Genomic DNA, 15,700 nt, shown 5'->3' with positions numbered 1-15,700 from the left:
GAGCCTTTGAGCTTGACAATTGAGCTTTTGAGGCTGACAGTTGCGGCTTTTTGCTTAGAACTTGCGGCTTTGAGCCTGGCAATTGCGGCTTTTTGCTCGGAGGTTGTACCTTTGAGCGTGACAGTTACACCTTTTTACTTGGAACTTGCGGCTTTTTGCTTGGAAGTTGCAGCTTTTTGCTTGGAAGTTGCGGCTTTGAACCCGACAGTTGCACCTTTTTGCTTGGAACTTGCAGCTTTTTGCTTGGAAGTTGCGGCTTTGAACCTAACAGTTGCACCTTTTCGCTTGAGTAAAGACGCGATGAATCGCGTCTCTACAATTCTGGACTCTAATTACCAATGACAAATGACAAATGACCAATGACAAATGACAAATGACAAATGACAAATGACAAATGACAAATGACAAATGTGTCGTAATTCAAGTGGAGGCTTTACAAAAACGCTACGGCAAATTAGTTGCTGTTAGGGGGATTGATTTTGCTGTCAAGCAGGGTGAGATTTTTGGCTTAATTGGCCCTGATGGTGCGGGAAAAACTACGACATTTCACATTTTGGGTGGGGTGATGGAAGCATCAGGTGGGAATATCCAGATTTTAGGTAAGCTTCCCCGGGATGCACGTTTATCTATTGGTTACCTGACACAGCAATTTTCTTTGTATCTTGACCTCAGCATTGATGAAAATCTCCGTTATAGCGCTGGCTTGCGTGAAGTTCCTGAGAATGTTTTTGTACAGCGTCGCAATAAATACCTGCGATTAATGAGTTTGGAGAAATTTGGCGATCGCTTGGCGGGTCGTCTCTCCGGTGGGATGAAGCAGAAGTTGGCGTTATGTTGTGCGTTGATTTCTCAACCAGAAATTTTGTTGCTAGATGAACCGACGACAGGTGTTGATCCCGTATCACGGCGGGAATTTTGGGATGTTTTAGCGGCGATTGCTGCGGAAGGTGTGACTGTAGTGGTTGCGACACCTTATCTTGATGAAGCCGAGAGATGCGATCGCATTGCTTTAATGTATGAGGGGGAAATTCAGCAAGTTGGTACGCTTTCGCAGTTGCGTGAAAGCTTAGGTTTACAACGTTTAGAAGTTCGCACCAATCACATAGAAGCCGCAGAGAAAGTATTACATGAAGCCAGCAATAATACTCAAACCTCAATTGTCGATATCCAAACTTTTGGCGATAGGTTAGATGTCTTAGCAAAAGACATAGTTAAAGCACAAGCCACAGTCGAGAAAATTTTTACACAAAACAAATTACAACTAGACAATATTCAAGCTGCAGATGCAACCCTAGAAAACGTTTTTGTCACCCGGTTACGTGCATCTGGAAACGACCCTGAATTTATTCCTTTTCCACGTACTAAAAAAGTGACTGGGGACTGGGGACTGGGGATAGGTGATAGGGTAAATAATTTTGATTATGTGGCGATTGGTGCGAATAATTTAAGAAAATTCTTTGGGGATTTTGTCGCAGTTAAAGGTGTAGATTTAGAAATTCGCTATGGCGAAATTTATGGATTATTAGGCGCAAATGGCGCAGGTAAAACAACTACAATTAAAATTCTCTGTGGCTTATTAGAACCAACATCAGGAAATATTACCTTAGCGGGACAAACTCAAAATTTACGTAGTAGTGCTTTACGACAACGCATTGGTTACATGAGCCAAAAATTTACACTCTACGATGATTTAAGTATTATCCAAAATCTCGAATTTTATTGTGGAGTTTACGGCGTACCTCGAAGATTACGCCGCAGAAAAATTGATTGGGTATTGGCGACTTGTGGCTTAGTCGGTAGAGAAAATATGCTCACCGGACAACTCCCAGGAGGATGGAAGCAACGCGTCGCCTTTGGTGCTTCCGTAATGCATGAACCAGAAATTTTATTTTTAGACGAACCCACATCAGGAGTAGACCCCTTAGCGCGTCGTCAATTTTGGCGCTTAATTAATGAGTTTGCCAGATCCGGTACAGCAATACTAGTGACAACCCATTATTTAGAAGAAGCCGAACAATGTAACCGCATGGGGTTTATGGTAGCAGGTGAAGTAGTAGTTCAAGGTTCACCCAGCGAAATTAAAGCCGCGCAACCAGGACAATTAATCGAGATAGTCACAGATAAAACGCAAACAGCCTCTAATTTACTGAAAACACAATTAGCAGCATGGCGAGTCTCAATTTTTGGCGATCGCCTCCACCTAGTTCTCGACTATCCCGACTCCGAAATTCCCGATATTCGCTCAACTCTCGAAAATAATAGTATCAATATTCATTCCCTACGCTCTATCCCCTTCTCCCTCGAAGATGCTTTCATTGGCATAGTACAGCGTATAGGGGGGACTGGGGATTAGTGACTGGGGACTGGGGTACTGGGAAGATGAGGAAGATGAGGGAGATGAGGAAGATGAGGGAGATGAGGGAGACAAGGGGAGAAATTCCAATTACCCATTACCAATTACCAAATGACAAATGACAAATGACCCATGAAAAGAATCCTCTCCCAATGTCGCAAAGAATTAGCACAATTTAGGCGCGATCGCCTTTCTTTAGCGCTGGCGTTTCTCTTACCATTAATTACCTTAATTATTTTTGGTTTTGTGATTCGGCTGGAATCGAAAAATATTCCGTTATTTATTCAAGATTTTGATAATAGTCCTCTCAGTCGTAGCTATATTGAGCGCTTATTTGCTACTAATCAATTTGAACATATTCATAATTCTAGATTTCCTTTTTTCCCTGCAAAGGAAAGTCCAGAAATTCGCAATCCTCAAACAGCCATTGATCAAGGATTGGCGAAAGCTTCTATCGTCATTCCTCCAGATTTTAGCCGTCGCATCAAATCCGGTTTAAGTACCGATGTCCAAGTTATAGTAGACGGCACCGATGTGAATAATGCCCGAATTATTAAAAATAGTATTCAAGCCACCACAATATTTTTCTTAAGAGATTCTGGTTTGCAACCTGCATTTGATAAAATCATTACTCATATCCGCCTGTGGTTCAATCCTGGGAGAAAAGAATCTTTGTACATCGTACCTGGTATTTATGCTGTTATTTTGTGGATTTATCCCTCATTATTAACAGCAGTTGCTATGGTACGCGAAAAAGAAAAAGGCACAATCTTACAAGTTTACGCCTCCAGTCTCACTGCCGAAGAATTGCTATTAGGGAAGGGTTTAGCTTTCCTACTAATTGGCATCTGTATAGCCATAGTTATTATGCTGATTAGTGCCATAATTTGGCAATTATCTTGGGTAGTAGAACCAACTTCTTTATTAATAGGAACGCTACTATTTTTAATAGATAGTGTGATGTTTGGTTTATTTATTGGCGTGCGAGTCCCTAACCAAAATGCTGCAGTTCAAGCTGTAGCCTTATTGGGATTCCTGACAGCCTTATTACTATCGGGCTTTATTTATCCTCTCAGTAATATACCATTTCCCCTCTCACTATTTTCTGCAATCATTCCCGCTAGGTACTATATTACAATTACCCGTGATGCCTACGTGCGCGGTACTGGCTGGGTAGGTGTTTGGTTTTCTATAGTAATGCTAATTATTTTAGGATTATTATTATTTAATATTGCACGTCGCATTTTAAAGCGAATGCAACTTCCAGATTAGCTCACACTGCCGATTATGCCTGAAAAACTCAGATTTTTGTATGATTATGAGTCGCCCTCGAATTATTCAACCCGGACAGAGTTATACCTTCAGCAAATATTTTGAACTACCCTTTTCTCCAGAAGATATTTTAGCTGAATTAGGTTGTAACTATGAACGCGATCGCTTACAATTACCAATCGCACAATCTACACCCAACCACATCGAAGAATTACAGCGAATAATTGAACGTAATCTCCGACGCGTCAAGCTACTCAGTGAAGATGCGCGTAAACAAGCGATAATTGCACCTATACTTTTAGAAGTTTGCGAAATTGCTCAAACGCAATTAAATATTGAGTATCCTATTAATGTTAGCGAGCAATTAAAAGGTTACCTAGATTATTACGTTAATAAAGGTAAAGGCTTATTAGTAGTTGAAGCCAAGCAAGCAGATTTAAGTCGAGGATTCACACAATTAGCAGTTGAATTAATAGCACTAGACCAGTGGATCAACTCAGATACACCAATTCTTTATGGTGCAGTAACTACTGGTGAAGATTGGCGCTTTGCTATCTACAATCCTCAAGCAAAACAGATAACAGAAGACTTCAAATTATATCGAGTACCAGAAGAGTTACCCGAATTAATTAATATTTTGATTGGTATACTAACTACTTAAAACTTAAGAATTTTTAACGCAGAGTATCGCAGAGGAAAGCGCAAAGTAACGCAGAGGAAAGATTAAATTCTCCGTAATACCTTATTCTCATAATCCTTATCTAAAACCTCTGCGACCCTTTGCGTCAACCTTTGCGCTCCTTTGCGTTTAAATAATCAAATCTACTATCTAACTATGAACTGGATTCAAACCTTATTTAATAGCCGATTCTGGAGTTTAGCAACTAAAGAATTTCGCCAAATCTTACGGAGTCGAGAAACATTAGTATTATTAATTATCCCTCCGACAATCCAAATGCTACTGTATGGCTTTGCTCTCAATCCAGATGTGCATTATTTGAAGTTAGGAGTAGTTGATTATGCCAATACTTATGAAAGTAGAGAATTAGTTTCTGTTTTAACAGTCAATAAAGTTTTTACCCTAGAAGAATATCTATACAATGCTCAAGATTTAGGCGAACAAGTACGCCAAGGAAAAATCACCGCAGGTTTAATTATTCCACCAGATTTTAAACGTAATTTATCAGAAGACAAATCTGGAGAAGTGCAGATTTTAATTGACGCAGTTGATGCAAATACAGCAGGTATCGCCCAAGGTTATCTCAATCAGATGATCAATCAATTTAGCCGTCGTTTATCATCTAATCAAGCCCCGCCATTAATTACTCCCCAAACCACTTTTCTTTATAATCCGGGATTAAAAAGTAGTTGGTTTTTCATCCCAGGAGTTTTAGGATTAGTTTTAACCCTAATTAGTTCTTTAGTCTCGTCCATCACAGTTGTCAGAGAAAAAGATACAGGCACATTAGAACAATTATTAATGACTCCCGCAGAAGCCTGGGAAATTTTATTGGCTAAAATTGTGCCTTTATTTGTGTTGCTAATGGGCGATGTAATTTTAGCCTTAAGTATAGGCAGATTAGTATTTAGTGTCCCTTTTCGTGGTAATCTTTTCCTATTTTTAACCCTATCAGGACTATATTTATTTGTCGGAATTGGTATTGGAATAATGTTAGCTACAGTTTGCCGTACTCAGCAGCAAGTTGTGCTGACATCATTTTTTATCAATTTACCCTTGATTCAACTTTCTGGTGCAATTTCTCCGATAGAAAGTATGCCCATCTTTTTTAAGTATGTATCTCTACTAGATCCCTTGCGCCATTATATAGAAATTGTGCGAGGTATACTGCTCAAAGGTGTAGGATTAGAAGTACTTTGGTGGAATGCGATCGCACTTTTTCTTTTTGCCACCTTACTCTTATCCATCAGCATCAACCAATTCCGTCGCCAATTGAGTTAATCAATCATCTTATCAGCGTTAATCGGCGTTTATCTGCGGTTAAAAATCAAGTCATTATCGCCCCACCCATTAACCTTTCATATCGATATTTCAACTCTTCCTTCATCAAATACCAACGCTCTAAAGTTGCATCTATCTCAATCACTTTCTCTGCTGCTTGTCGCGCTAATATCAAAACTTCCTCATCTTCCACTAAACTCGCCAGGGTAAAATCAGGCACACCCGATTGACGTGTTCCTAAAACTTCCCCAGGGCCGCGAAAACGCATATCCATTTCCGAGATAAAAAAGCCATCCTGAGACTGTTCCATCACTTTCAGCCTTTGTTGTGCATCAGGGCTTCTAGAACTACTCATTAACAAACAGTAAGATTGTGCCGCACCACGCCCAACCCGTCCCCGCAATTGATGCAGTTGCGATAAACCAAATCGCTCTGCATTTTCGATGAGCATTACTGTAGCATTAGGTACATCTACACCTACTTCCACAACGGTAGTTGAAACCAAAATTTGCGTTTTGTTCTCGCGGAATTTGGTAATTGCTTCGTCCTTCTCGGCGGAAGTCATGCGCCCATGCAGCAACCCGACTTGAAACTCTGGAAAAACGCTTTCTTGTAGCTTTTGATGCTCATCAACAGCTGAACGCAAATCTAACTTTTCTGATTCTTCCACCAAAGGCAAAACCACGTAAATTTGCCTTCCTTGGGCAATTTCTCGCCGCATCAGGTCGTAAGCATGGCTGCGTTGCTGACCTGTAAGCATTGTAGTTTGAATCTTTTGCCGTCCTGGTGGTAACTCATCAATTTGGCTAACATTCATATCCCCGTGTATGGTCAATGCCAATGTCCGGGGAATGGGGGTGGCTGTCATTGTTAATACATGAGGTTGTTCGCCTTTTTGCTGCAACCTTGCCCTTTGCTGCACCCCAAAGCGATGCTGTTCGTCAATTACCGCTAACCCCAGTTGCCTGAAATTTACCGGGTCTTGAATCAAGGCGTGAGTGCCAACTAATAGGGGTAATTCTCCTGTTTCAAGCTGGGCATGGATTTGTCGCCGTTTAACAGTTTTTGTCGAACCTGTCAGTAATTCTACTGGTAAATGCAGCAGGTTAAACCAACTTACTAACTTCCGGTAATGCTGTTCTGCTAACACCTCAGTGGGAGCCATTAGCGCTGCTTGATAGCCAGATTGAATCGCCGCTAAAATAGCCACCACAGCCACCACAGTTTTCCCAGAACCCACATCACCTTGTACCAACCGATTCATCGGTGCAGGTTGTTGTAAGTCGTTGAGAATATCGTTAATTACTCGCTGCTGCGCGCCAGTGAGTTTAAATGGCAGTATTTCGTAGAATTTTTCTAATAGTTGACCTTTGGGAGCCAGAATCGCGCTAGTTTGGACTTGCCTTGCTTGGTGTTGTCGTTGCAATAAACTCAACTGCAAATAGAAAAACTCGTCAAAAACCAGACGACGACGGGCTACTTGTAGAGAAGCACTATCTGGGGGAAAGTGAATATTAGCGATCGCATCTTTCAATTCCATCAAACCGTATTTATCTCGCAAACCACTGGGTAAGGGGTCTTTGAGATTCGCAGCGGCGGGTAAAGCAGCTATAACTGCTTGTCTGACCATATTTGCCGCTATACCCTCAGTTAAAGCATAAATTGGCACAACGCGACCAATTGTCAAAGAATCAATCGTATCGCCAGGATTTCCTAACACTTCTAATTCCGGGTTATCCAGCGTCAAGCCATATTTACTGGCTTTCACCAACCCGCAAGCTGCAATCACACTACCCACCGGATAGCGCCGTTTTAAACTTTCTTGCCAAGCACGACTAGTAAACCTTGCACCCGCCGAAAAGCGACTGACTTTGATTTGTCCGGTGTTATCCTTCAGTATCAGTTCTAAAATGGATAATTTCTGATTTTTCGGACTATTAAAACAATTGCAGCGCTTCACCGTTGCGACTATTGTCACCGTCTCACCCGCTTGTAACTCGCGGATATTTACTTGACGTGCATAGTCAATATGGTCGCGGGGATAGTAATAAAGTAAGTCACGTACAGTATACACACCCAGACGCGCCAAATTGTCAGCTTTTCTAATGCCGATTTCTGGTAAATCGCTGAGTTTTTGGTCAATTTTAGGCGCGAGTCTCCGACTCACTTCAGCCACAATCGGGGTTGTAGGCTGTTGTTTTTTCGATTGATAATTTCTCTGCTGCGCCTCAGCTACCCCATTATTTTCTTGTGGCTTGCCGCTATCTTGCTGTAATTGATACAGATACCTGCGAGTTTCTGCCACTAAATGTTGCCTATCTTCCAAGCCCAAATGAGAATAATTTACAAATTGCACCGCTAATTCTTGCCAGCGACGGCGTTCAGTTGTGGGTAACCCTATAGGAAACTTGCCCAGAGTCAGACTGAGAAATTCACTAAAGCGATATTGCCTACCCATCAAATCTGTAAAACCGTGTTCCGCCTCTACAGCTAAGGCTTTTTGCAATCTTATCCAATCGGGTGTTTCATTAGTCATGGGGCATTGGGCATGGGGCATTGGGCATTGGGCATTGGGCATCGGGCAAGACACTAGTACCGCCGTGAATTCAAAATTCAAAATTCAAAATTAAGACAGAGTAAGCTTTTTGTTGATTTTGTAGACGCAAAGAGGCTTCCCGTAGGGTATGGTCTGTTTCTCTTACAAAGTTTGGCGGGACGGAAACCGACACCGCCAACTTTGCGCTATTTACGCCGTTCTGTACTAGTTATTCACAAATGACAAATGACAAACGACAAATGACCAACTAATCATCATCCCAAATTGCACGCCATGCGGCTTCTGCTTCGGCAATTGAGCGTTCTCTCTGCTTTTTTTGATAATCCTGCCCTAGTTTCTTTAGCTGAATTAATGTGTTGCGAATTTGTCGGCGTGCAGATGAGAGTTTAGCATCAGCAAATTCAATTTCTCCTAGTCGGAGGTTAATCGCCATAACTTTTGTCAGGCTAGATTCTTCTGCATCTTGCTCATTGGGGATTTCAATGACCACGTTTAATAAGTTAGGTGGCCCTGGCATAACTTCGGCAGATGCTTCTGATGCCGCAGCAGCTACTTCTAAAATCGGTTCAGGTATCTTTTTGGGTAAAATATTGACTTTTTGCAGGGCAGCATTAGCATCATGAGAAACTTTTTTGAGTGTATGTTGAGTTAGCTTCTCTAGGCTTTGTTGCCATACTAGTAACTGCATCGGATTAGAAGTGTCGGTCAATTTCAAAGTAGAGATTTGGGATTTAGGATTGCGATGACCACCCGCATCCTTTTTCCCTACCTCATCCGCCTCATCCCCCTCATCTACCTCATCCCCCTCATCCGCCTCATCCCCCTCATCTACCTCATCCCCCTCATCTACTTCATCTTCCGCTACCGCATTCTGATTTTCTTCATTACTAACAATAGCCAGTAATTGCTCATCAGCTTGCTTACCTAGCTTGCGGATGGCTTGTTGCAAATTGTACCGTTGATTCAATGACAAGCTCAAGAACTTTTCGGGATAACCCTGGGTACACAGATGATAAGTTGCCAGAATCAACTGCTGACGAACAGCTTGCCCTAACAGGCTTAAGTAAATAGCATAAGATTTTTGCAGTTCTGTGGCGATCGCTGCGATCGCTTCTTTCAGCAATGCAAGATCCCGATCAATTCGCTCGATTGCTCTAGCCATATCTTCTCTTAATTACCCATCTAATCCCGATTATGGTACAAATGTACGAATATATTTTAAATGAAATATTTCTAGGATTTAAGATTTTCTCGAAAGTATAGCAAATCTGCTGTAAATAAAATTCTCGGTTAAAGGGGAAAAGGGGAAGCGGGAAAGGGAAATAAAATACCTTTAATACCAATTCTCCAAAATTCAGCAACAGATCCAAACTCAAAAACCCGTGCTACATATGGCTTTCTTAATTTTGAATTTTGAATTTTGAATTTTGAATTGGTATAACCCTTTTACCTTTCCCCAAGCCAAACAGGTATAAAAAATAAAATACAGGCCAGCAAACTTTGCTTGACCTGTCTTGATAACAAATCATTTGTCATTCATCATGAGTCAAATGACAAATAACAAATGACAAATGACAAAATTATGACTTAACGCCCATTTGTGCAGCGACTTCTTCAGCAAAGTTGCTTTCTTGCTTTTCAATGCCTTCACCTAAGACATAGCGCACAAAGCGTTTGATTGTGATGTCTTGGCCGACTTTAGACTTAACTTGTTTCACCAAGTCTTCTACTGAAATGCTCTGATCGCGAATAAAAGGCTGATCCAGCAAAGCCAATTCCTTCAGACGTTTTTCAATCCGTCCTTGAACAATCTTTTCTTTGATGTTCTGTGGCTTGCTGGATAAATCATCCCGCCCCATTTCCACTTCTTTTTCTTTATCAGCAACTTCAGCCGGTATTTCGTCTACACTGACATACTCGACATTGGGGCAAGCTGCTACTTGCATAGCGCTATTCCGTGCTAAAGCTTGGAAATCTTCATTGCCCACGGCTGCATCAGTTTCAGATTCTATCTCAACTAACACACCAACTCGACCGCCAGTGTGAATATAGCTGTCTACTATACCTGCTTTGCCTGCTGCTAATGAAAAATTTACAAAGCGGCGCACCTGGATATTTTCACCAAGCTGGGCAATCAATTGCTTGATGGATTCATCTACAGTTGCACTTGTATTTTCAATATAGGGTTGAGCCAATAAAGCTTCAACGCTATCAGCTGATGCTGCTTGCTTTGCCAGATTTTTAACTAAAGCCTTAAAAGACTCGTTACGGGCAACGAAGTCGGTTTGGCAGTTAACTTCTATCAGTACACCTACCTGAGATCCAGGCTGGATGAAGGTGTCTACTAGACCTTCTGCTGCAACGCGATCGCTTTTTTTACCAGCTGAAGTGATGCCCTTTTGACGTAACCAATCTATGGCTTTGTCAATGTCACCATCATTTTCTTTTAGTGCTTTTTTGCAGTCCATCATGCCAGCGTTGGTTTTTTGGCGTAGCTCTTGGACTAGTTTTGCAGATATTTCCGCCATGTTGCCCTCAATTCCTACTTGACCTCGAGTTGTAATCGCTAACTGGTGTTGAGTATTTCTATCTTACTCAGCGCTGAAGAAAGTATGAAGTTTGAAGTATGAAGTCTGAAATTTTATCCTTCATACTTCATCCTTTACCTTTACCTTTACCTATTCTTCTTCGTCTTCTTCGCTAGCATATGAGCCTGTTAGCTCAGTTTCTTCATAGTCGTAATCTTCCTCACCACCTTCGTAATCTTCATAGTCATCTTCTGCATCAAGCTGACCATGACGACCTTCATAAATCGCATCCGCCAATTTGCCGACGATCAGCTTAATGGATCTGATAGCGTCGTCATTTGCAGGGATGGGAATATCTACGACATCGGGGTCACAGTTTGTATCTAACATTGATACAATTGGAATTCCCAATTTTTGGCACTCTTGAACTGCGTTATATTCCCGCCGTTGGTCTACAATCACCACGACATCGGGAACTTTCCGCATGGTTTTAATCCCGCCCAAATATTTTTGTAGCTTCGCCATTTCACGGCGCAACATTGAAGCTTCTTTTTTGGGCAACAAGTCCAATGCTCCGGTTTCTTCGCGGCGCTCTAAATCTTTGAGGCGGTCTACTCTGGTTTTAATAGTTGTCCAGTTGGTCAGCATCCCACCCAACCAACGTTGGTTAATGTAGTGGGAACCGCAACGGCTGGCTTCTTGGGCAATAATACCCGCAGCTTGCCGCTTAGTGCCGACAAACAAGAATTTCTTCCCTTGTTCAGCTTGTGTACGCATATAAGTATATGCATCTTCCATCAACTGGGCAGTTTGCACCAAGTCGATAATATGTACACCATTGCGGGAAGTATAAATGTAAGGAGACATTTTAGGGTTCCAACGCCGGGTCTGATGACCAAAGTGAACCCCTGACTCCATCATTTGAGCCAATGAAACGACTGGCATATATTTCTAACTCCGATTCGGGTTAAACCTCCACCCAGGCGTATCTCCCAATAGGGAAACACCCGAATTCCTGGATGTGCGAGATTAATGAACCCTACTAGGGTAGCACATTTGTGCTGCTGTGCTAGCGTGAATCGGAGTCTAGATTTGAGTCAATGCAAAAATTCCCCAATAGGCGATCGCTTTCTAATTCTGCACCATTTTTTAGCCACTCAATGGGTTTTTCTACTTCTATTTTATCTGGATTTACCCACACAATATCTTGAAGCTCTTCTACTTTCTTGGATGCACTGCTAAAAAGAGTTCTGGCAGTTTTATCATCCAAAGATATAACAATTCTATCTGTTGCCAATGCTGCTTCTATTAACCGCAGATCTTTAGTCATTTCCCAACATTCTTTATCATTAGATGCAATACTTTCTATTCGTTTCCATAAATCACTATTAAGTTTAATATTTACAAATTTAAACTTTTTCCTGGCTACCATTTGAATTCGCCATTTACGGGCAAAATTTGATTGATGTTTGTCCCATTCTTCTCTTATATCTGGTGTCATTACAACCTGGTGACAGATATCTAAAACTGCTTTTAAAAAATCGCGGCAGTGTACTGATGTTGGATAAGTAGCTTCTTCTCCACCAGATGAACGTGCAACTGACGCATCTATTACCAATCGCTTAGAAACTACTTTAATTGCCATGTGAATTATTGAATAAACGAGCCTCAGCCGCATTTAAATAACGACTTTCGAGACTTAAAGATACATCACCAAAATCTTCTGGCCAATCTCCAAAAGCACCAGTATCATCTAAATCGGTACTACTAACTTTTGTGATCCCATCTTCTTTCCGGGTAAACCAGTGAAGTTTGACTAATTGTGGTGATAGCTTACCCTCTGCTACTAGTGATTGCACTGCTAAAAGTAACAACGCGCTATGAGTTTCTATAACTACTTTCACTCCCCGATTAGCTGCATAAGCAAATACTTCTGCTAAGGCTGCTTGGGCACGAGGATGAAGGTGAATTTCTGGTTGTTCGATATAGACTAATTGTCCTGGTTCTGCCACCAGCAAGGCAACTATAACAGGTAAAGTTTGTGAAACTCCAAATCCAACATCAGCAATACTTACTACATCGCTTTTGGTACTAGAATGACGTGGTAAGCGACCTACTCTAAGCTCAACTTGTGTATCATCGACTTGTTTAGCCTCAACTTTCCAAGTTAGTCCTAAGGCTTCCAATATGTCACCTAAATCTTGAAGCCGTTTATCTTTATTTTTTTGCCAGTGATTGATAACACTGGCAACATAGTTCTCAAATGTACCAGGAAATTCGCTGCCTATTGCTGTAGTCTTATAATTACGCTCGGGGTTACCTCTCAGACCTGGTACATGTATTGTTTGACTAATATAACGTCCAAAGGTTTCAGAAGGGCTAGTAGGATTTAAAGATTGAAGAAATGAAGGTGTCATTGTTTTTTTACCCATCAACAATGCGAATTCCAAAAAACAACGATTCCGCTCAATAATCCATCTACTTTGATTTTGTAATGCTTCTACCTCTTTTGCTAATTCATAAAATGCTAAATATGGCTCAGGCAGAATTTTTATAACATCGCCTGGCAGCATATCAGGTGAGATTACTAATTTCTTACCACCTGCTTCATATTCCATCTTGAGCACATCTATTGCCTTGCGTGGATACTTGATAAAAGTATTTTTAATAGATTCATTATTTTCTACTTCAATATAAATCGTAAATTCCGTAATACGTTCTCTACCAAATACTTTAGAAAATAATTGTGTTGCTGAAGTAAACTTAACATTTGGCCCATTTAATAATAGAGCGCCAGGATCATAGGTAGCCTCTAAAGTTTGTTTCAGCATCAATAAAGGCTGCATAATGCTCGATTTTCCAGAACTATTAGCACCAGCAAGAATAGTTAAAGGACGTACTTCTATACAGCATTCTTCATATAATGACTTGTAACCATTTACAGAAATACTAGTTATGCCTTTTGCTATTTCTTTTTTTTTACTTTTAGTTGCAGTCGATTGGCTCATAATTGTTGCTTTTTTGATTAAGGATGAAGATGAAATTGCAATTAACCTTCATCCTTAATAATTTTACAATGCCTTCTGAGTTTGCGCGTAGGCTTCGTAAACACCCTTAACGTTGTACCAGTTGAGAAAAATCCGGGCAACTTCTAAAGCTAATTGGGGTTTACCTAAGTTAATTAGCCATTGTAAAAATGGTGCCATTGTCCGTTCATTTAGCGCGCCATTGATGGAAAGAATACCCCACAGCAAACGATGTATCCAAGTCATTTGAATCATCATTCGCACTTCCCAAGTGGGGTGCTTTTGATAAAACAAAACTCCCATGCGTCCGCGTTGAATTTCTTTATCAATTAAGTTAGGAATTTGCTCTAATCTAAATGCTGGATGCCAATGATAGCCGACTGCTGCTGGACATTTAATTAGTTGTAAACCGAGATTTTTTAACCTAACACCAAGTTCTAAATCTTCCCATCCGTAGAGTTGAAATCTAGTGTCAAAAAGCCCAGATTTTTCTAACCAATGTTTAGGAATTGCTACATTACCTGTAGCAAAAAAAGCTGCAGAAAAATCTGTTACTTTATAAGGTTCAGAGGTAGGATGCTCAAAATTAGCAGTATTAATCACTGCACCGTAGGTAAAAAAGCGATCGCTTCCTAATCTCTTTTGTCCTTGTAACAGCGCCTCAGCATGAGCCTGTAAGAAGTTGGAAAGCACCACTAAATCGCTGTCAATAAAGATAATTGTGTCTCCCTGTGCTTTTTCTACGCCCAAATTCCGCGCCGCAGCAGGCCCTTGGTGGTTTTGCTCAAAGCATCGCACATGGGGAAAATCTTCTTTATATGCAGCTAACCATTCTAAAGTGCCATCAGTAGAACCATCATCTACCAAAACGACTTCATAACCTGTAATCGGGGTTGAATCACCCAAATCCTGCACTTCCAAGGCGCGCAGACACTTTTCTAAAATTAGTTTGCGATTGTACGTTGGTATAACAACACTGAAAAACACATTCTCACCCACAACACTATTACCCATCTCCAGAATAGGACAACTGTGACGCTAGCACTGTTCCTCTCCCCAAGTTTGGACATTTCGTGAATAATTAATCCCAAATCAAAATTCATTTTTAGACATTGTATAAACTTCGGGTAGCTGCCACCAAGGAATATGGGGATATTCGTGATGTTCTTTGTGGTAGCCAAAATGATAGCAAGTGATCAATGACAACCAAATTGGACGGTCGATAGTTTGAGTATTGTGAGGCGGAATATAACCCCCAATTGGCTGCTTGTGTGGTAGAAAAGTACCAAAATAAAATAATTGTAATGAACTTAAAAGTGCTGGCAGTGCCCAACAGCAATTTAGATGAGCAGCAGGTATATGCAGTAGATGCAGCAAAACTCTATAAATAATAGTTATAGAAATTATCTGCCGCCAACTCAAATAATTTTTCATGAAATGGAAATACCAAGCAAAGAAATTCTCGTGTTTACCATCGTGAAAATCAGGGTCTAACTCACTGGCAGGATGATGATGGTGTAACCAATGCTTTTGTGATAATTTTTGATAAGGTAAAAATCCATATAGCGTTAAACACAAAGACCCAATAACATGATTGATTTTTGGATAATTAGGCAATACCACCCCATGTATAGCATCATGAGCAGTAATAAATAATCCTGTATATAAAAATGTTTGCCAAATTATAAAAGCTAATAATATCCAAACATTACACTGAGAAAAATCCATCCAAAATAGGAAAATCTGGCTTATTGCCCATAAAGTAATAATTAAAATAGCAACTAAAAGTCCCTCAAATTGAGATTTACTTCTGAATGCTGGAATAAAGTTCTTGTCTGTATTAGGTGGTTGTTCTAACTGGATCATGCTTTTACTCCATATAGCACTCAGATGAACAAGTAGGATGCGTTATTAACGCATCCTACTTGAAATAATGACATTTTAATAGCGAAATCAAGTGTCTTTTAAATAGCAATATACAACAGTATTTTGTGAGGCAGGAGC

At 40.7% G+C, this 15,700-nt stretch carries 13 protein-coding genes; 5 read left to right on the top strand and 8 right to left on the bottom strand.

The genetic code is table 11. The features are described from left to right. Nucleotides 1-12: 12 nt before the first annotated feature. The 5 genes from HGR01_RS01280 to HGR01_RS01260 all read left to right on the top strand — a co-directional run bounded on the left by HGR01_RS01280 (nucleotide 13) and on the right by HGR01_RS01260 (nucleotide 5,585). Nucleotides 13-342, top strand: a complete 330-nt coding sequence (locus tag HGR01_RS01280) for a hypothetical protein (RefSeq protein ID WP_052335159.1) — start codon at nucleotides 13-15, stop codon at nucleotides 340-342. 52 nt (nucleotides 343-394) lie between these two features. After that, nucleotides 395-2,353 (top strand): ATP-binding cassette domain-containing protein, encoded by a 1,959-nt coding sequence (locus HGR01_RS01275; protein WP_045869937.1) that lies wholly within the window; start codon nucleotides 395-397, stop codon nucleotides 2,351-2,353. Between the two features lie 132 nt (nucleotides 2,354-2,485). Next, entirely contained in the window at nucleotides 2,486-3,625 is a 1,140-nt protein-coding gene (locus HGR01_RS01270; RefSeq protein WP_045869936.1) for an ABC transporter permease, read from the top strand. A 46-nt stretch (nucleotides 3,626-3,671) separates the two neighbouring features. Continuing rightward, nucleotides 3,672-4,286, top strand: a complete 615-nt coding sequence (locus HGR01_RS01265) for a hypothetical protein (protein ID WP_045870124.1) — start codon at nucleotides 3,672-3,674, stop codon at nucleotides 4,284-4,286. 174 nt (nucleotides 4,287-4,460) lie between these two features. Further along, entirely contained in the window at nucleotides 4,461-5,585 is a 1,125-nt protein-coding gene (locus HGR01_RS01260; RefSeq protein ID WP_045869935.1) for an ABC transporter permease, read from the top strand. Between the two features lie 46 nt (nucleotides 5,586-5,631). Here the strand turns inward: HGR01_RS01260 and recG are convergent, their stop codons facing one another. The 8 genes from recG to crtW form a co-directional block, all read right to left on the bottom strand. Further along, entirely contained in the window at nucleotides 5,632-8,121 is a 2,490-nt protein-coding gene (gene recG, locus HGR01_RS01255; protein ID WP_045869934.1) for an ATP-dependent DNA helicase RecG, read from the bottom strand. A gap of 268 nt (nucleotides 8,122-8,389) precedes the next feature. Then, on the bottom strand, nucleotides 8,390-9,304 hold the full coding sequence (locus HGR01_RS01250; protein ID WP_045869933.1) for a hypothetical protein: 915 nt from the start codon (nucleotides 9,302-9,304) through the stop codon (nucleotides 8,390-8,392). 418 nt (nucleotides 9,305-9,722) lie between these two features. Further along, nucleotides 9,723-10,670, bottom strand: a complete 948-nt coding sequence (tsf, locus tag HGR01_RS01245; protein WP_045869932.1) for a translation elongation factor Ts — start codon at nucleotides 10,668-10,670, stop codon at nucleotides 9,723-9,725. Between the two features lie 150 nt (nucleotides 10,671-10,820). Beyond that, complete coding sequence (gene rpsB / locus HGR01_RS01240; protein ID WP_045869931.1) at nucleotides 10,821-11,615, bottom strand: 30S ribosomal protein S2; 795 nt, start codon at nucleotides 11,613-11,615, stop codon at nucleotides 10,821-10,823. Nucleotides 11,616-11,739: 124 nt separating this feature from the next. Further along, nucleotides 11,740-12,315: a hypothetical protein gene (locus HGR01_RS01235; protein WP_045869930.1), complete on the bottom strand. Its 576-nt coding sequence runs from the start codon at nucleotides 12,313-12,315 to the stop codon at nucleotides 11,740-11,742. Then, nucleotides 12,305-13,678: an AAA family ATPase gene (locus HGR01_RS01230; protein ID WP_096621971.1), complete on the bottom strand. Its 1,374-nt coding sequence runs from the start codon at nucleotides 13,676-13,678 to the stop codon at nucleotides 12,305-12,307. The genes HGR01_RS01235 and HGR01_RS01230 overlap by 11 nt, the downstream gene beginning before the upstream one ends. Before the next feature lie 63 nt (nucleotides 13,679-13,741). Next, on the bottom strand, nucleotides 13,742-14,710 hold the full coding sequence (locus HGR01_RS01225; RefSeq protein WP_045869928.1) for a glycosyltransferase family 2 protein: 969 nt from the start codon (nucleotides 14,708-14,710) through the stop codon (nucleotides 13,742-13,744). Between the two features lie 78 nt (nucleotides 14,711-14,788). Further along, entirely contained in the window at nucleotides 14,789-15,562 is a 774-nt protein-coding gene (crtW, locus tag HGR01_RS01220; protein ID WP_045869927.1) for a beta-carotene ketolase CrtW, read from the bottom strand. Between the last annotated feature and the right edge of the window lie 138 nt (nucleotides 15,563-15,700).

The organism is Tolypothrix sp. PCC 7712, assembly GCF_025860405.1.
In the GTDB taxonomy this organism is placed as follows: domain Bacteria; phylum Cyanobacteriota; class Cyanobacteriia; order Cyanobacteriales; family Nostocaceae; genus Aulosira; species Aulosira diplosiphon.
The sequence above is the reverse complement of the archived record's forward strand: the minus strand, read 5'-3'. Positions and strand labels throughout refer to the sequence as shown.

Bases quoted from the DNA above. Each gene is read 5' to 3' on its own strand.
- HGR01_RS01235 (WP_045869930.1), bottom strand. From the start codon at position 12,315: ATGGCAATTAAAGTAGTTTCTAAGCGATTGGTAATAGATGCGTCAGTT.
- crtW (WP_045869927.1), bottom strand. From the start codon at position 15,562: ATGATCCAGTTAGAACAACCACCTAATACAGACAAGAACTTTATTCCA.
- HGR01_RS01230 (WP_096621971.1), bottom strand. From the start codon at position 13,678: ATGAGCCAATCGACTGCAACTAAAAGTAAAAAAAAAGAAATAGCAAAA.
- HGR01_RS01270 (WP_045869936.1), top strand. From the start codon at position 2,486: ATGAAAAGAATCCTCTCCCAATGTCGCAAAGAATTAGCACAATTTAGG.
- HGR01_RS01265 (WP_045870124.1), top strand. From the start codon at position 3,672: ATGAGTCGCCCTCGAATTATTCAACCCGGACAGAGTTATACCTTCAGC.
- rpsB (WP_045869931.1), bottom strand. From the start codon at position 11,615: ATGCCAGTCGTTTCATTGGCTCAAATGATGGAGTCAGGGGTTCACTTT.
- HGR01_RS01260 (WP_045869935.1), top strand. From the start codon at position 4,461: ATGAACTGGATTCAAACCTTATTTAATAGCCGATTCTGGAGTTTAGCA.
- HGR01_RS01250 (WP_045869933.1), bottom strand. From the start codon at position 9,304: ATGGCTAGAGCAATCGAGCGAATTGATCGGGATCTTGCATTGCTGAAA.
- recG (WP_045869934.1), bottom strand. From the start codon at position 8,121: ATGACTAATGAAACACCCGATTGGATAAGATTGCAAAAAGCCTTAGCT.
- HGR01_RS01225 (WP_045869928.1), bottom strand. From the start codon at position 14,710: ATGGGTAATAGTGTTGTGGGTGAGAATGTGTTTTTCAGTGTTGTTATA.
- tsf (WP_045869932.1), bottom strand. From the start codon at position 10,670: ATGGCGGAAATATCTGCAAAACTAGTCCAAGAGCTACGCCAAAAAACC.
- HGR01_RS01275 (WP_045869937.1), top strand. From the start codon at position 395: ATGACAAATGACAAATGTGTCGTAATTCAAGTGGAGGCTTTACAAAAA.